Origin of the sequence: Mycobacterium sp. IS-1264 (genome assembly GCF_001954195.1) — a bacterium.
Classification (GTDB): domain Bacteria; phylum Actinomycetota; class Actinomycetes; order Mycobacteriales; family Mycobacteriaceae; genus Mycobacterium.
This window is the reverse complement of the sequence record NZ_MBES01000019.1, coordinates 1-14,095: the sequence shown is the minus strand read 5'-3', so window position 1 is coordinate 14,095 and position 14,095 is coordinate 1. Positions and strand designations below refer to the sequence as shown.

Annotated in this window: 13 protein-coding genes and 2 pseudogenes; 6 read left to right on the top strand and 9 right to left on the bottom strand. The window is 66.9% G+C overall.

Annotation, left to right across the window (positions count from 1 at the left end; translation table 11 throughout):
- Position 1: 1 nt before the first annotated feature.
- Positions 2 to 613 (bottom strand): TetR/AcrR family transcriptional regulator, encoded by a 612-nt coding sequence (locus A5744_RS04490; protein WP_076058772.1) that lies wholly within the window; start codon positions 611 to 613, stop codon positions 2 to 4.
- 223 nt (positions 614 to 836) lie between these two features.
- Between A5744_RS04490 and A5744_RS04485 the strand changes: the two genes are divergently transcribed.
- Positions 837 to 2,165, top strand: a complete 1,329-nt coding sequence (locus tag A5744_RS04485; protein ID WP_076058770.1) for a HAMP domain-containing sensor histidine kinase — start codon at positions 837 to 839, stop codon at positions 2,163 to 2,165.
- 76 nt (positions 2,166 to 2,241) lie between these two features.
- Positions 2,242 to 2,682 (top strand): nitroreductase family deazaflavin-dependent oxidoreductase, encoded by a 441-nt coding sequence (locus A5744_RS04480; protein WP_076058824.1) that lies wholly within the window; start codon positions 2,242 to 2,244, stop codon positions 2,680 to 2,682.
- A 25-nt stretch (positions 2,683 to 2,707) separates the two neighbouring features.
- On the opposite strand, the gene A5744_RS04475 is transcribed toward A5744_RS04480, so the two are convergent.
- The 5 genes from A5744_RS04475 to A5744_RS04455 form a co-directional block, all read right to left on the bottom strand.
- The gene (locus A5744_RS04475) at positions 2,708 to 3,088 is read right to left on the bottom strand and encodes a hypothetical protein (RefSeq protein WP_240562964.1); all 381 of its coding nucleotides are present in this window, start codon (positions 3,086 to 3,088) and stop codon (positions 2,708 to 2,710) included.
- Between the two features lie 25 nt (positions 3,089 to 3,113).
- A complete protein-coding gene (locus A5744_RS04470; RefSeq protein WP_076058820.1) occupies positions 3,114 to 4,484 on the bottom strand; it encodes an aromatic ring-hydroxylating dioxygenase subunit alpha in 1,371 nt (456 codons plus the stop codon).
- A gap of 10 nt (positions 4,485 to 4,494) precedes the next feature.
- Positions 4,495 to 6,255 carry an amidohydrolase family protein gene (locus tag A5744_RS04465; protein WP_076058768.1) on the bottom strand — a complete coding sequence of 587 codons (1,761 nt, stop codon included), beginning with the start codon at positions 6,253 to 6,255 and terminating at the stop codon, positions 4,495 to 4,497.
- A 107-nt stretch (positions 6,256 to 6,362) separates the two neighbouring features.
- Entirely contained in the window at positions 6,363 to 7,499 is a 1,137-nt protein-coding gene (locus tag A5744_RS04460) for a phosphotransferase (RefSeq protein ID WP_076058766.1), read from the bottom strand.
- Between the two features lie 93 nt (positions 7,500 to 7,592).
- The gene (locus A5744_RS04455; RefSeq protein WP_076058818.1) at positions 7,593 to 8,213 is read right to left on the bottom strand and encodes a TetR/AcrR family transcriptional regulator; all 621 of its coding nucleotides are present in this window, start codon (positions 8,211 to 8,213) and stop codon (positions 7,593 to 7,595) included.
- Between the two features lie 311 nt (positions 8,214 to 8,524).
- Here A5744_RS04455 and A5744_RS04450 point away from each other — a divergent pair, with 311 nt between their 5' ends.
- The 3 genes from A5744_RS04450 (at position 8,525) to A5744_RS04440 (ending at position 11,248) form a co-directional block, all read left to right on the top strand.
- Positions 8,525 to 9,655 (top strand): catalase family peroxidase, encoded by a 1,131-nt coding sequence (locus A5744_RS04450; RefSeq protein WP_276206955.1) that lies wholly within the window; start codon positions 8,525 to 8,527, stop codon positions 9,653 to 9,655.
- Positions 9,652 to 10,245 carry a cytochrome b/b6 domain-containing protein gene (locus tag A5744_RS04445; protein ID WP_076058765.1) on the top strand — a complete coding sequence of 198 codons (594 nt, stop codon included), beginning with the start codon at positions 9,652 to 9,654 and terminating at the stop codon, positions 10,243 to 10,245. Before A5744_RS04450 ends, A5744_RS04445 begins: the two co-directional genes overlap by 4 nt.
- Positions 10,246 to 10,354: 109 nt before the next feature.
- Positions 10,355 to 11,248: a fructose bisphosphate aldolase gene (locus tag A5744_RS04440; protein ID WP_076058763.1), complete on the top strand. Its 894-nt coding sequence runs from the start codon at positions 10,355 to 10,357 to the stop codon at positions 11,246 to 11,248.
- Positions 11,249 to 11,252: 4 nt separating this feature from the next.
- Here the strand turns inward: A5744_RS04440 and A5744_RS04435 are convergent, their stop codons facing one another.
- The 3 genes and pseudogenes from A5744_RS04435 to A5744_RS04425 form a co-directional block, all read right to left on the bottom strand.
- Positions 11,253 to 12,425, bottom strand: a complete 1,173-nt coding sequence (locus A5744_RS04435; RefSeq protein WP_076058761.1) for a sulfotransferase — start codon at positions 12,423 to 12,425, stop codon at positions 11,253 to 11,255.
- Entirely contained in the window at positions 12,422 to 13,525 is a 1,104-nt protein-coding gene (locus A5744_RS04430) for a DUF1214 domain-containing protein (protein ID WP_076058759.1), read from the bottom strand. Before A5744_RS04430 ends, A5744_RS04435 begins: the two co-directional genes overlap by 4 nt.
- 53 nt (positions 13,526 to 13,578) lie before the next feature.
- Positions 13,579 to 13,938: pseudogene (locus A5744_RS04425) on the bottom strand (TetR-like C-terminal domain-containing protein); the annotation flags it as partial.
- Here A5744_RS04425 and A5744_RS24910 point away from each other — a divergent pair.
- Positions 13,915 to 14,095: pseudogene (locus A5744_RS24910) on the top strand (TetR family transcriptional regulator); the annotation flags it as partial. The pseudogenes A5744_RS04425 and A5744_RS24910 overlap by 24 nt on opposite strands.

Genomic DNA, 14,095 nt, shown 5'->3' with positions numbered 1-14,095 from the left:
GTCAGCGGTTTTTACGGTTGGTGTATTGCGCCAGGACGCTGACCGTCTGGTTGACCCAGGCCTCGAAGTAACGGTCGTCGTCGATGTTTCCGGGCGAGCGGCCGGTCAGGGCCTGCAGCGTTGCGGCATAGGAAAGCGACCCGATCGCCACGGCCGCGGCCGCCTCGGGGTCCGGGATGCTGGTGCGGCCAGAGCGATTCGACGCCGCCAATTCGTCGGCGAACCGCTGGTAGGCGTTGTCGGTGATGACCTGCCACGTCTTCGTCTCGAGATCGCCGGCCTCGGCAGGCTCGCGCAACATGACCTTGAGCAGATCCTCGCTGTCGCGCAGGTTGCTCCAGATCAGCTCGCCCGCAGTGCGCACCGCCTCCTCGACGCTGCCCGACCGCCCGGCGTCGTACTGCTCGCGCGCGGAAACGATGCTGTCGATCCGGTACGCGACGGCGGCCTCTAGCAGCTCACGCTTGGAGCCGAAGTGCTTGTAAAGCGCGCCCGATCCCGGGGCGAGGCCGGAGGCGCGCTGAATGTCGGCCACCGAGGTCGCCGCGTACCCCTTGGCGGCGAACAGCTTCAGCGCCTCGGCCAGCAGCCGATCCCGTCCCGACGGAGCCATGGTGAGAGAGTACTCACTCACCTCGAATGGAGGCAAATGACCGGGTCAGCCGGCCCGGCGCCGGGCTAGCTGACCGAGAAACCACCGTCGATCGCGAGCGCCTTGCCACGCCATCCTTCGCGCCGTACCGCCGTCGTTAGTATCGTCCACGACATCGACCGGGCACTTTCGCGGGCAATAGAGGGAGCCTGATATTCGCGTGTTTCGTCATATACGGCTCCCGATGCGCGTGCTGTCGCTGCGCACGATCGTCATCGTGGCCGCACTATCGGTGATGACCCTCGTCGTCCTCCTGGGCCTGTGGGTGTGGATCGGCGTCACCAACGACCAGTACAGCCAGCTCGACCGCCGGCTGGATTCGGTGACGAGTCTGGGTGATATCAATTCGATGCTCAACAGCGCGCAGCTCACCAACCCCGATCGGCCCATGCCGGATGGCAACCTGGTGCGCACCGCGCGCATCGGGGATACGACGGTCTCGGTGCCGGGCAATATCGTCCTGCCCCAACTCCCGAACGGCTACGCCAACACGACCATCAACGGCGTGCAATACCGGGTCCGCACCTTCACCGCGGGCCCGGCATCGATCGCGCTGGCGGCGCCGCTGGCCGAGGCTCAACATCGCATCGACGAACTGCACCTGCGGGTGTTGTTGATCTGTTCCGGCGTCATCGGCGGGACGATCCTTGTCGGCTGGGTGATCTCGTTGATCATGGTCAATCCGTTTCTGCTGCTGGCCCAGCAGGCCCGCGCCATCAATGCCCAGTCCAGCCCCGACGAGGTTCAGGTCCGCGGTGTGCGGGAGGCCGTGGAGATCGCCGAAGCGGTCGAGGGCATGCTGGCCCGCATCGGCAACGAGCAGCAGCGCACGAAGGCGGCGCTCGAATCCGCTCGCGATTTCGCCGCCGTCGCCTCCCACGAATTGCGCACTCCGCTGACCGCCATGCGCACCAACCTCGAGGTGCTGTCGACGTTGGAGTTGGGCGCAGAGCAGCGTAAAGAGGTGATCAGCGACGTCATCCGCACCCAGAGCCGGATCGAGGCCACCCTGACGGCGCTCGAACGACTGGCCCAGGGCGATCTGACCACCGTCGATGACTTCGTTCCCTTCGACATCACCGAGCTACTGGATCGTGCCGCGCACGACGCGTTGCGTATCTACCCGGGCTTGCAGGTATCGCTGGTGCCCTCGCCCACGGTCTTGATGGTGGGGTTGCCCACGGGCCTGCGGCTGGTGATCGACAACGCCATAGCCAACGCCGTCAAGCACGGTAGCGCCACCGAAATCCGGCTCAACGTAACGAGTTCCGGCGACGGCGTGGAAATCGCCATCGACGACAATGGCACGGGCATTCCCGAAGAGGAGCGCGCCGCGGTCTTCGAACGCTTCTCCCGCGGGTCGACGGCGTCGCGCTCGGGGTCCGGATTGGGGCTGGCGCTGGTCGCCCAGCAGGCCGAATTGCATGGCGGCGAGGCGTCTTTGCACGCCAGTCCGCTGGGGGGGACAAGACTTCTCGTGACACTGGCGGGTGATGGGCGTGGCCCCGCCTAGTGTCAGGCGCCTTGACATATATCAGCCACATTGATACTACTGAAGGCGCGCCGGCACACCAGTCGAAGAGGACATGATGTCTGATCAGAAACCACCCGCCTGGCTCAAACCAATGAACAAGGTCATGATCGCCATGCACAAGGCCGGCATCGCCACCGGACCGGTACGCGTGCTGACGGTGCCCGGCCGCAAATCGGGTGAGCCGCGCAGCACGCCGGCGACCCCGTTCACGCTGCATGACGGCCTCTACGTCGTCGGTGGATACCCGAACGCGGACTGGGTGCTCAATGCCCGCGCCGCCGGCGCAGGGACCGTCACCCGCGGCCGTCGCGCGCAGCGCGTCAGCTTCGTCGAACTCAACGCGGAGCAGGCTCGCCCGGTATTGCGCGCGTTTCCGGAGAAGGTACCGAGGGGTGTCGGCTTCTTTAAACGCGCGGGGCTGGTCGAGCAGGGAACCGCCGACGAGTTCGAGGCCCTCGCGGGCCGCTGCGCGGTCTTCAGACTCGAGCCAAACTAGTTCCGGTACGGGCGTTTTCCCCGCCTTACAGCGGCGTGGCCTGTTGGGCCAGGTTCAACAAGACGTAGGCAACGCAGAAAAGGAAGTTCAATACGACCAGAACCAAGCCCGCGAACAGCAGCGAGCGGGTGCCGTGTCGTTGCAGCCGCTTCAGCTTTGCGGCCCGCGTTTGACGATTCAGCTGTGAAGCGATCAAGGCAAATCTGACATCGGCCACTTCCTCGTCCGAGCCGGGCATGCCTGCCAGCATCTGCTGCAGCCGGTCCGGCTGCGTCCTGACACCCACCTGCGCGAAGCGCTTGCACAGCCGCCGCGCCCCCCTGCGGCCGACAATCTGATACTGCATCTCTAGCCGATGTGATAGCCGCCCCCACTCGCCACCGCACGGGTTCGACGGGATCGCCACAGCCGGATTGTAATTCGCTCGGGGGCTATTTCGTAGGCTCCGCGCCAATTACTTCGCCGCGATCCGCGGACGTGGGCCCGCCGATTCGGTCTGCCTCGGGTAGGTCGAGGTAGCGCTCGAGGTTGCGATGCATGTTGATCACTCGCCGCTCCTCGCCGGAGAGCACCAAGTGGGTGAAGCCGGGTTGGTGCATGCCGCGCTGCAAGCCCGGCAGCACGCGGATGTCCTGCGTTAGGACCAGGCCGGGCTCGGCCTCCCCGGCGCTCATGCGGACGTCCGTCGGCTTGTTGCGCGCCGCGCCGGGCGGCATCCGCGTCATCAAGAACATGACGAACTCGCCATGGTCGGGGTCCGGCCCGGGGCGCGAGCACATGATGGTCAGGTGGTCGGCGTTGGCCAGCAGCGTCATGTTGGGGAACACGTTGTACTGGTGCAGCCGAGTGATCCGGTCGGTGTCGGCCCAGTCGAGGTCGACACCGCGGGATGCCGCGAACGCCCGTGTGCGTGCCGCAATCAGGTCCTGCACCGTCTGTCCGGGCTGGAGTTCATCGGCGGGGAAGGGCGTGCCTTCGGCCGCGCCCATGAGCGCACCCTGCGTGTAAACGTAGGCGTCCCAAACCTCTTCATCGCTCAATGCGCCGTCGAAGCGCGGGCTTTGCACACCGTAGGGCTGATCGGACTTGCCGGTGTGACCCCAGATCTGCTGCGGCGCATGGATGTCGTCGACGCAGCGCAGCAGTTCGGGATGCAGCGTCTGAATATGGTAGGTCTCGCTGTAGCCGTCGGCGATCGTCTTCCAGTTGGCGTCGACCTCGACGGTGAGGGTGGCATAGCAGCGGAAGTCGCCCAGATTGCACCACGCGATGTCGTCGGGCACCGACTCCAGGTAGTCGAGCAGCGGCATCGCGTTGACGTCGAGGTTGACGAAGACGAGGCCCTCCCAGGTATCGACCCTGGCCGGTATCAACGGGAAGTCCGACATGCGCAGCGCGCCGAATCCCTTGCGGTTGGGCACCCGCTTGAGCGTGCCGGCGAGGTCCCACGTCCAGCCGTGATAGCCGCACTTCAGCTCGCGCAGTCCGGAACCCGAGCCGGCGCAGATCGAGTTGCCGCGATGGCGACAGACGTTCTGGAAGGCGCGCAGCACGCCGTCGTCACCGTGGACGATCAGCACGCCGTAGGGCCCGCAGCGGTACTCGAAATAGTCGCCCGGCTCCGCGACGTGGTCGAGCATGCAGGCGACCTGCCAGACTTTCGGCCACATCCGCTCGATCTCGAGCGCGGCGAACGCCGGAGAGTAGTAGCGCTCGGCCGGCACCAGGGTAGGGCCTGCCGGCGGGACGCCGATCGCATCCTCGTCGCGGGTGCGGGCCGGGTTGCCGGCGGCCACTTTCATGCGCCGGACCCTAACGCGCTCCCCGAACCAGGCGACCCGGACGGGCGCCGGTGTCGACATCGTGGCGCCGGGTCACCGTCCCGCTGACGATCGTCGCCGCATATCCGCTCGCGCCCTGCAGGATCCGATGCCCGCCCGCGGGCAGGTCGAAGGCCATCGCCGCGGGGTGCAACCTCAGCGCGTCCAGGTCGATCACGTTGATGTCGGCCTTCTTGCCGGGCTCGATCGTGCCGCGATCGGTGAGCCCGAAAAGGTGTGCGGTGTCACGGGATTGCTTGCGGATCACGTATTCCAACGGCAACTTCTCGCCTCGGCTGCGGTCGCGCGCCCAATGCGTCAGCAGGAACGTGGGGTAGGAGGCGTCACAGATCATCCCGCAGTGCGCGCCGCCGTCGGAGAGTCCCAGCACCCCGGCGGGATGGAGCAGCATCTCCCGGATCGCCTCGCAGTTGCCCTCGGCGTAGTTGAACAGCGGCAGCATCAGCATCGCGGTCGCGTTCCGCTCGAGCATCAGGTCGTACAGGGTGGACAGCGGGTCCTCGCCGCGCGCCTTGGCGATCGCCGCGACGGTGCGGTCGGGGGTGGGCTCGTAGTCGGGCGGGTCGCCGAGCGCGTACAGGCGGTGCAGGGAGTGCTGCACCAGGGCGAACATGCCGTCGAACAACAGGGTCGGGTCGGCGGGCACGTCGTCCTCCGACAGGATCGCGGCCTTGACCGCGGGATCGGCCAGGCGCTGCGCGAGTTCCTCGCGGCCAAACTCGGCCTGCAGCTTGCGATAGGTGGGCCGGTGGCTGAAACCGTGATGGCCCTGGAAACCGATCATCATGCCGAACGGACGCGCCGCGACCTGTGGGTGCAACCGGCTGCCCGCGGCGTGCGCGTCCGCGGAGAGGTCCAGCATTTCGCGCCACAGTTTCGGATCGGCGTCCACCTGGATCAGGGCGAACGACACCGGCCGGTCGATCTCGGCGCCCAACCGCCGCATCCAGTCCAGTTCCTTCTTCGGGGCGACGATGTCCTCGCCCGCGGACCCCTGCGGGGCCAGCTCGAACACCGCCTGACCGCCGGCCGCCATGGCGCGGCCCAGGCCGAACAGTTCTTCCTCGGCCGCGAACGTTCCGGGCACCGGTTCGCCGTCCATCGCGCGGTGGCCCATCGTGCGCGACGTGGAGAAGCCCAGCGCACCGGCTTCGATCGCCTCGGTGACCAGGCGACCCATCGCCTCGATGTCGTCGGGGGTGGCCGGCTCGTTGCGGGCGCCCCGCTCGCCCATCGCGTAGGCGCGGATGGCGCCGTGGGCGACCTGGCTGCCCACGTCGATCGCGAACTTCTGCTTGCCGATCGCGTCGAGGTACTCGGGATAGGTCTCCCAGCCCCAGGTGATGCCCTCGGTCAGCGCGGTGCCGGGAATGTCTTCGACGCCCTCCATCAGCTCGATCAGCCACTGCTCGCTGCCGGGCCGCACCGGCGCAAAGCCGACGCCGCAGTTGCCGGTCACAATCGTGGTGACGCCGTGGCCGCTGGACGGCTCGAGCAGGCTGTCCCAACTCACCTGGCCGTCGTAGTGGGTGTGGATGTCGACGAAGCCAGGGGCCACGACATGACCTGTCGCATCGATGGTTTCAGCGGCCTCGCCGCCCATCTCGGCGTCGCTGGATCCGCGGCGGACGACGTCGACGATCACTCCATCCTTGATGCCGATGTCGGCGCGAAACCGATCCGCGCCGGTGCCATCGACGACGGTGCCACCGGTGATCTTGAGGTCGAACACGAGACTCTCCTTGCGTTGCCGAGTGAGCTGTGCGCGTATTTCGCTACTCGAAGTAGCGTAACTCCTGCGGCGGCTATGGCAATAGGTTCGGCCGAATTTCGCCTCGGCTACAGGGAACGCTTCAGCGCCGCGACGGCGTCCAGGTCGTCGAGCGCCTCGACCCCCCGCCGCAGTCCTTCCATCGCGATGCCCTCGACCTGCATTCCGCCCATTCCGGCGGTGATCAGGGGGGCGACATATCCGTACAGCGCGCCCTGGCGATATCGCAGCCACAGGTCGTCGCGGTCCAGGCCGGGCCCCCCGGCGGCCGCGAGCGCACGACGGTAGTCGTCGAGCAACTCGCGCTGCGTCGCGCGGCGGTCATCCGGCGTCAGGCTAGTGATCAGGGTGTAGGCCAGCTCGCGAGAGGGATGGCCGCGCCGCACCGCCTGCCAGTCCAGCAGTCCCGCCTTGCCGCCGTAGAAGTACATGTTGCCCGGATGCGCGTCGCCATGCATGACCGTATGCGGGGGAGTGTCGATCACCGCGGCGACGGCGCGGTAGTTGTCGGCGATGAAGCGGCCGTTATCGACCGGGATGGCGGTGCGATCGGCGAGGCGTTTGATCGACGCGTGCATCAGCGAACCGGTCAGCAGGGACGTTACGTCACCCGATGGCGTGTCGAGCCATCCCAGCGGGCCGCCGCCATCGCGGGGCAGGCGATGCCAGAAGGTGGCGTGCAACTCGGCCAGCAATTCGACGATGAGGCTGGCCTGGTCGGGGGAGAGCGGGTGCAACGTGTCAGGGAATTCGCACGACTCGGCCGGCAGATCTTCCAAGACCAACAGGTACCGGCCGGTCCAGGGGTCGAATGCGGCGCCGTAGCACTCGGGGACGCCGGTCAGTTCCGGCGCGAGTTGGCTGTAGAAGCGCACCTCGGTGTGTCCGAGCCTGCCGAGTTCGCCCATCAGGCGGGTGGCGACGGTCTGTGCCACGAGCTTGACGAATACCGACTCGGGTACGTCTTTTCCGGTCAGTACCAACCGCGCCCGCGAGGACGTCCCCGCGTCGCTGCCGAGGACACGCACCGACCTGACGGTCTTTCCCATGATCTTGGACAGGACGGACGTGTCGACGTCGTCGACCGTGCGCGGCAACCCCAACCGGCCTCCGACCACGGCGTCCGCGGTCACCCGGCCCAGCCCGCGGCCCAGATGGGCGGCCAGGCCCATGGCGGAGAAGGCCTGTCCCACAGCGTGTTTCATGTCGTTCCGTCCTGATTCGGGCACCGATCAGTCGCGAGCCGACGCATCGTCAGACAAAAATAACCGAACGTCTGGACATCAGACAATACCCGATTATTGTCTGATTGGTGGAACCAGGGCGCGCACCACGAACTGCTCGACGAATTCACGTTTGTCGGCCGCCGGACGGCGCCGCCACGAGGGCGCCAGCAAAAACAACGTGGCCGTGTGCAGCCACTGGACGATCGACCGGGCCTCGAGATCGTCGTAGAGACGGCCCGCACGCTTCCATCGAGTCAGCAACGGCTCGTAGTGCTGCAGCAGTAACTCCACGATCGGTTCGGACCCCTTCTCCAGGGCGGTGGCCACGGCGGTGCTCTCGGCCGCGAACAGCGCTTCGTTCAGCGGATTGCCATCCACCGACTCGACGCGGGCCAACACCATCTCGGGCACCGACCGAACCGGGTCGTCGGGAGCGGGCAGCGAGCGCACGAGTTCACCAAGCGCGTTGTCGATGCGCATCAGCAGCAGGCCCAGCAGGACGTCGTCGCGGCCCGGGAAGTACCGGTACACCGTCGACCGCGACACCCCGGCTTCGTCTGCCACCTCGCCCACCCGGAACTGAGTGCTGCCGCGGCGCACGATGCAGCGGGCGGCGGCGTCCAGGATGCGCCGGCGGGCCTCCTCGTCATCGAGGATCGCGCGGTCGTCGCCCCACCAGCGGCTCGGTTCCATGGCGCCGATGTTACGGGATGCGTTGTTGCTGGCCTTTCTATCGTCGAATCCCATTGCAGCGCAGGCGATTATCTGACCTAAAAGGGGATTAACGGGCCACTCCGTCGCGGACGAATTCGCCTCCTACCTTCTTCGCCGCGTGGCCGCACGGCACGATGGTGTTCGCTGCTGGCTACGGCAAGGTGAGCCCCGTTCTCGCGCGGGCAAGATGACATCTGCCTGAACTTTGTCGCGCCGAGCGCCCGCACGTTGAACGAATTCCGGCCCCGCGCCGTAGCCTCCACCGGAAAAGCACCGAAAGGATGGTGGGCATGGAACCCGGTGACCAGGAAGGCGAGCGGGACGACAACGCCGCCGAAGCCAGGCCCACCCGCCTCGGCCCGCTGACCCGGCGTAGCGCGCTGCTCGGGATGGGCGCGGTCGCCGGTATCGCCGCGGTGGACGTCGGCGGCTTTGCCTATGCAGGCGGCTGGCTGCGGCCGGGTGCGCAACTCACGCCCTCGGGGTTCGCCGATCGCTTCGAACATGTCTACGGCCACCACGATGGGTTTCGGCGCAACCATGCCAAAGGGCTTTCCGCCACAGGGTCTTTCGCGAGCACGGGCGCGGGCGCGGCCATCTGCCGGGCGGCGGTTTTCGCGCGGGGCAGCGTTCCGGTGATCGGTCGGTTTTCGCTGTCCGGCGGTCTGCCGGATCAGGCCGACAAGCCCGACACGGTCCGCGGACTGGGGCTGCTTTTCCAGACTCCCAACGGGCAGCAGTGGCGCACGGCGATGATCAACATTCCCGTTTTCGCCGACAGCACCCCGCAGGGGTTTTACGATCGGTTGCTCGCGTCCAGGCCCATGCCCGGCACCGGGAAGCCCGACCCGCAGGCGATGGCCGCATTCCTCGACCGCCACCCCGAGACCGTCGCGGCCATGAAGCTCATCAAGCAATCACCGCCGAGCGCGGGATTCGCGGACAGCACGTTCTACGGCCTGAATGCCTTTCACTTCACCAACGGTGCGGGCGCGACCGTTCCCGTGCGCTGGTCCGCCGTTCCGCTGGAAGCCGGCGCGGCGAATCCCCCGGCGTCGTCGGTGGGAAAGGACTACCTGTTCGACGACCTCGTCGGGGCGTTGGCGCAGCGGCCATTGAAGTGGCGGCTGGTGCTCACGATCGGCGAACCCGGGGATCCGACGAACGACGCCACCAAACCGTGGCCGCAATCGCGCCGCCGCATCGATGCCGGCACCATCACCATCACCGCGGTGGCGACCGAGGAGGCGGGCAACGCCCGCGATATCAACTTCGACCCGCTGGTGTTGCCCGATGGCATCGCGGCCTCCGACGACCCGTTGCTTGCCGCAAGATCGGCGGTTTACGCGCGCTCCTTCACCCGCCGCGCCGAGGAACCCAAATCGGCCAGCGAGGTCAACGTCAGCCAGGTGCGCGCATGACCGACGAGGCCAGCGAAACAACCGCCGCCCGTGGGCGTTTCGCCCTTCCCTCCCGAATCTTGCACTGGCTGATGGCGCCTATGGTCATCGCGCAGCTGCTCATCGGGGTGACCATGATCGCATCGCTGACCTACTACCCGCTGCTCCTGGCGATACACCGGCCGCTGGGGTTGCTGATCCTGATCTTCGCCGTGGTGCGCCTGGCGAACAGGCTCACCCACCGGCTGCCACCCTTCCTGGCCACCATGGGCCCCACCGAGCGCCGCATCGCGTCGTGGTCGGAGTACCTGCTCTACGCCCTGCTACTCATCCAGCCCCTGGTCGGCTGGGCCATGCTCTCGGCGGCGCGGTTTCCCGTCGGCATGGTCGGGCCGTTTCAGCTGCCCGGCATCGCGCCACACAACATCGACGTCTACGCCGTGCTTCGGCAGGCCCACAACGTCTTCGCCCTCCTGCTTTTCCTGACCTTCACCGCGCACGTCTGCGCGGTGCTGTTTCACACGCTCGTGCTGCGCGACGGGCTTCTCGATCGCATGGCGCTGTGGCCCGGCAAAAGTGCGTCGCCGGAGCAGGACGCAACCGAGGCCTGACCACCGCCTGTCCGGGCTGTGGCCGGCCGAAATATGATCGACACGATCCGAGCCCGATTGCGCACCGTGACGAAAGGGGCGCGACGACCACAAGGGAGTGGAGAATTCCATGCCGAACGAAAAGCAAGCAGACAGGATGACGTCGGGCAAGGGATTCGTCGCAGCGCTCGACCAGAGCGGTGGCTCGACGCCGAAGGCGTTGCGCCTGTATGGCATCGAGGAGGACGCCTATTCCTCCGAGGAAGAGATGTTCGACCTCATCCACCAGATGCGCTCGCGGATCATCACCTCCCCGGCGTTCACGGGTGACCGGGTGCTGGCGGCGATTCTGTTCGAGCAGACCATGGACCGCGAGATCGAGGGCAAGCCGTCGACCACCTACCTGTGGGAGACCAAGGGCGTGGTGCCGATCCTCAAGATCGACAAGGGTTTGGCCGAGGCCTCCGACGAAGTGCAGCTGATGAAGCCGATGCCGGGGTTGGACGAGCTGCTGGAGCGGGCCGCGGGCAAGGGTGTTTTCGGCACCAAAGAGCGCTCGGTGATCGGCGGCGCCAACGCCGAGGGCATTGCCGCAGTGGTCGCCCAGCAATTCGAGGTGGCCCATCAGGTGCTGTCGCACGGACTGGTGCCCATCATCGAACCCGAAGTCACCATCTCGATTGCTGACAAGGCGCAGGCCGAGGACATCCTGCGCGACGAAATCACCAAGCAGCTCGAAACCGTTCCCGACGGACAGCGGGTGATGCTCAAGCTCAGCCTGCCCAGCGCGGTCAACCACTACCGTCCGTTGGTGGAACATCCGCGGGTGATGCGGGTGCTGGCACTGTCGGGTGGCTACTCCCGCGAGGACGCCAACAAGCTGCTCGCGCAGAACACCGGCGTGATCGCCAGCTTCAGCCGCGCGCTGACCGAGGGGCTCACCGCCGACCAATCAGACGAGCAGTTCAACGCCACGCTGGACGCGGCCATCCAGTCGATCTACGACGCCTCGGTCGCGGGCTGATCCGCTACCGCAGCTGTTCGGTCGGCACCCCGTAGCGTTCCTGATAGGCACTCACCCGTTCCCGCACCTCGCCGGCGTCCAAGCCGGTGTCCGACCAGGTGTAGCGGCCCCGTCCGCCGTCCCCGGGATGGGCGGCCAGGAAGTCCCGCATCCTTTGTGCGGCATCCGGTTTCAGCTCGCGGCCCAGCCTCCGATAGATGTCGTTGATCGTGGTCCACGGGTCGTTCATGAAATCGGTGAACAGCACGTCGATCACCCGGCCGGCGGGCACCGCGCCGCCGTCGCGCAGCATCATCCCGCGATCGAGGCCGACGACGATCTCTTCGTAGGACTGCGCCGCGCACTCGGCGATGTCGGACTCGTCGCTGCACATCCGTCGCAGGTGGTGGGTCAGCGCCGCGATCGACGAGATGACGTTGAGCGGATCGCGGTGCGTCTGCACGATCAGCGCGTCGGGATATTCGGCCAGCAGCGCATCCAACTGCCACAGATGCGCCGGCGACTTCAGCAGCCACTGCCCGGGAACGCCAGACTGCAGGTGCTGCAGGAAGATTCGATGGAAGCGGTACGCACCGGCGTAGTCGGCGTCATAGAGGAGCCAATGCGAGTAGCTCGGCAGGCGGTACTGCACCGGAAAGATCATGCTGGTGAATTCGCTCGCCGTGATCCGGACGCACTCCTGCCCGACGAGCGCGCCCATCGGGTGAAATGCGAGGAAGCCGGGAACGATCTGCTCGGAGAGCTCGATGCTGGCCTGCACCTGCGCGATGCGCGGATCGGTGTGATACGTCTCGGGCCGCGGGACCGGACAGGGCTCGTCGACCTCCCAGGTCAGTGGGGCGCGAAGCTCTGGATCCTGGGCGAGCAGGTCGTACAGGATCGTGGTTCCGGAGCGGGGTTGGCCGACGATGAAGATCGGCTGCGTGATTGGCTCGCTGGCGATCTCGGGGTGTTTTTTGCGCCATGCGATCACGCCGAGCCGGTTCTTCAGGGCTCGCATCACATCCAGGCAGGCGATCTCGACACCGAGGTCCGAGAGCCGTGCCTCGTTGATCAGCGCGTCGGTGAGACGATCCAGCCCGGGCCGCCAGCCGTCCGCGCCGAAGTCGTCGCTGCCCGCTTCTTCGCAGGCTGCGGCGATGAGCCGGTCGGGGTCGAACTTCTCCTTCAGCGTCATGCCCGTTCCCCTTGCCGGCGCACCGTCACCGCGACGTCGGGCGGATTGGGGTTGTCGAGCCAGCGCAGCACCACGAACCCGCGATGCCGGCCACCGGTGTCGAGCCAGTGGCCAAAACCGAAGTCCTGTGCGGAGATCGCGATGCGCACGCGCCCGTCCGCGTCCGGCCGCACCCCACGGTTGGTCACCGAGCTGTGCCGGCGGCGTGGCTCCAGGCACTCATGCCACACGCTTTCCAGCGTGACGTTCCAGTACCTGGTGTCGGGTGGCGCGATGTCGAGCACGAGCGCCTCGCCGGGGTCGAGCCGAAACGTGCCCATCATGTACAGGTTGTCCGGGGTGGTGTCGGCCGCACCCAGATCGGCGGCCTCGGCCGTCAGCAGCGTGTTGGGACGCTCCAACAGCTCGGGCTTGATCGTGCGGTGCAGCGTGACGAGCTTCATCAGCGTCCATGCCATCGCGGTGAATTGCTCGGCGAGTTCGTCGTCGGTCAGCGGAGCGAGCGGACCGGGATCGAGCGCTTCGATCCGCAGGGTGGCCAGCTCCTCGGACCCGCGGTCGGCGAGATACTCCCGCACGACGACCGATGACGCGTCGTCGGGGATCTGCACCCACCGCGCGCCACCGAGATCGGACGGTTCGTCCGCCGACAGGACGAGCGCGAATTCGCCCGACGTCAGGGCCAGGTCGGTGTCGCTGATGTAGTTGGACATCCGGCGCGGGCTAAGGCCGGTGCCGGCCAGGATCTGGAATCCGAGATAGGCGCTTGTGCCCCGGGCGCCGGTGATCCGGTAGCGCCGGTCGCCGCGGATCATCGCCAGGTAGTAGTTGCCGTCGGGGTTGGGGCCGCCGATCATCCGGTTGTCCGAGCACATGTCGAAGAACGACGGCCGGTCGAGGTCGGCCTCGACCGATAGTTGCGAGCACAGCGACGACACCCGGGCGATGACCCGCAGCCCCTCGAGCAGTTCTCGCTCGGACTCGGCGTCCTGCGTCACCACCTTGGTGACGTCGGCGAGCATCTGCTGGAAGAACTGCCACGCGGCGAGCGACTTCGGGGCGAGCTGATCAGACGGCTCCAGCCCCTGATTTAGCGTCATAGCTTCATACCTAGACCATGTCTCGCGCTCGCGCTGCCGATTCGGGTGGGTTGTCAGGGCCGGCGGGCAAGAGCGTCGACGACTATCCGGGTGGTCGTTTCGGCCCGCAGCCGCGAATAAGGTTGTGCGCCAGAAAGAATCGGATACACCACGCCGCCGACGATGGCGTCGGCGGCGGAATCGGCCGTGGCCTCGTCGTGGCCGTCGGCAAGCAGCCGGTTGCGGACGCTTTCGTGCAGCGGCGAGGAGAAGCCGGCGCGCAGTTTGACCGCCGTCTCCTCATGCTCCATGCCGGCGGCGGTCAGGGTGCGCAGCATGGCCGAGCCGCGGGCCGTGGTCAGGCTTGTGACGAGTTTGCGCACCCATGCCACGAGGTCGTCGGCCAGGTCGCCGGTGTGGGAAAGCAGACGATCTATCGCTGGTGGCCCAGCCGCCCCGCGCTGGTCGCCGACGTCATGCTCGAAGACGCCGACAGGATCCTGGCGTCGGTGAACCACACCGGCGACCTGGCCGACGACCTCGTGGCATGGGTGCGCAAACTCGTCACAAGCCTGACCACGGCCCGCGGCT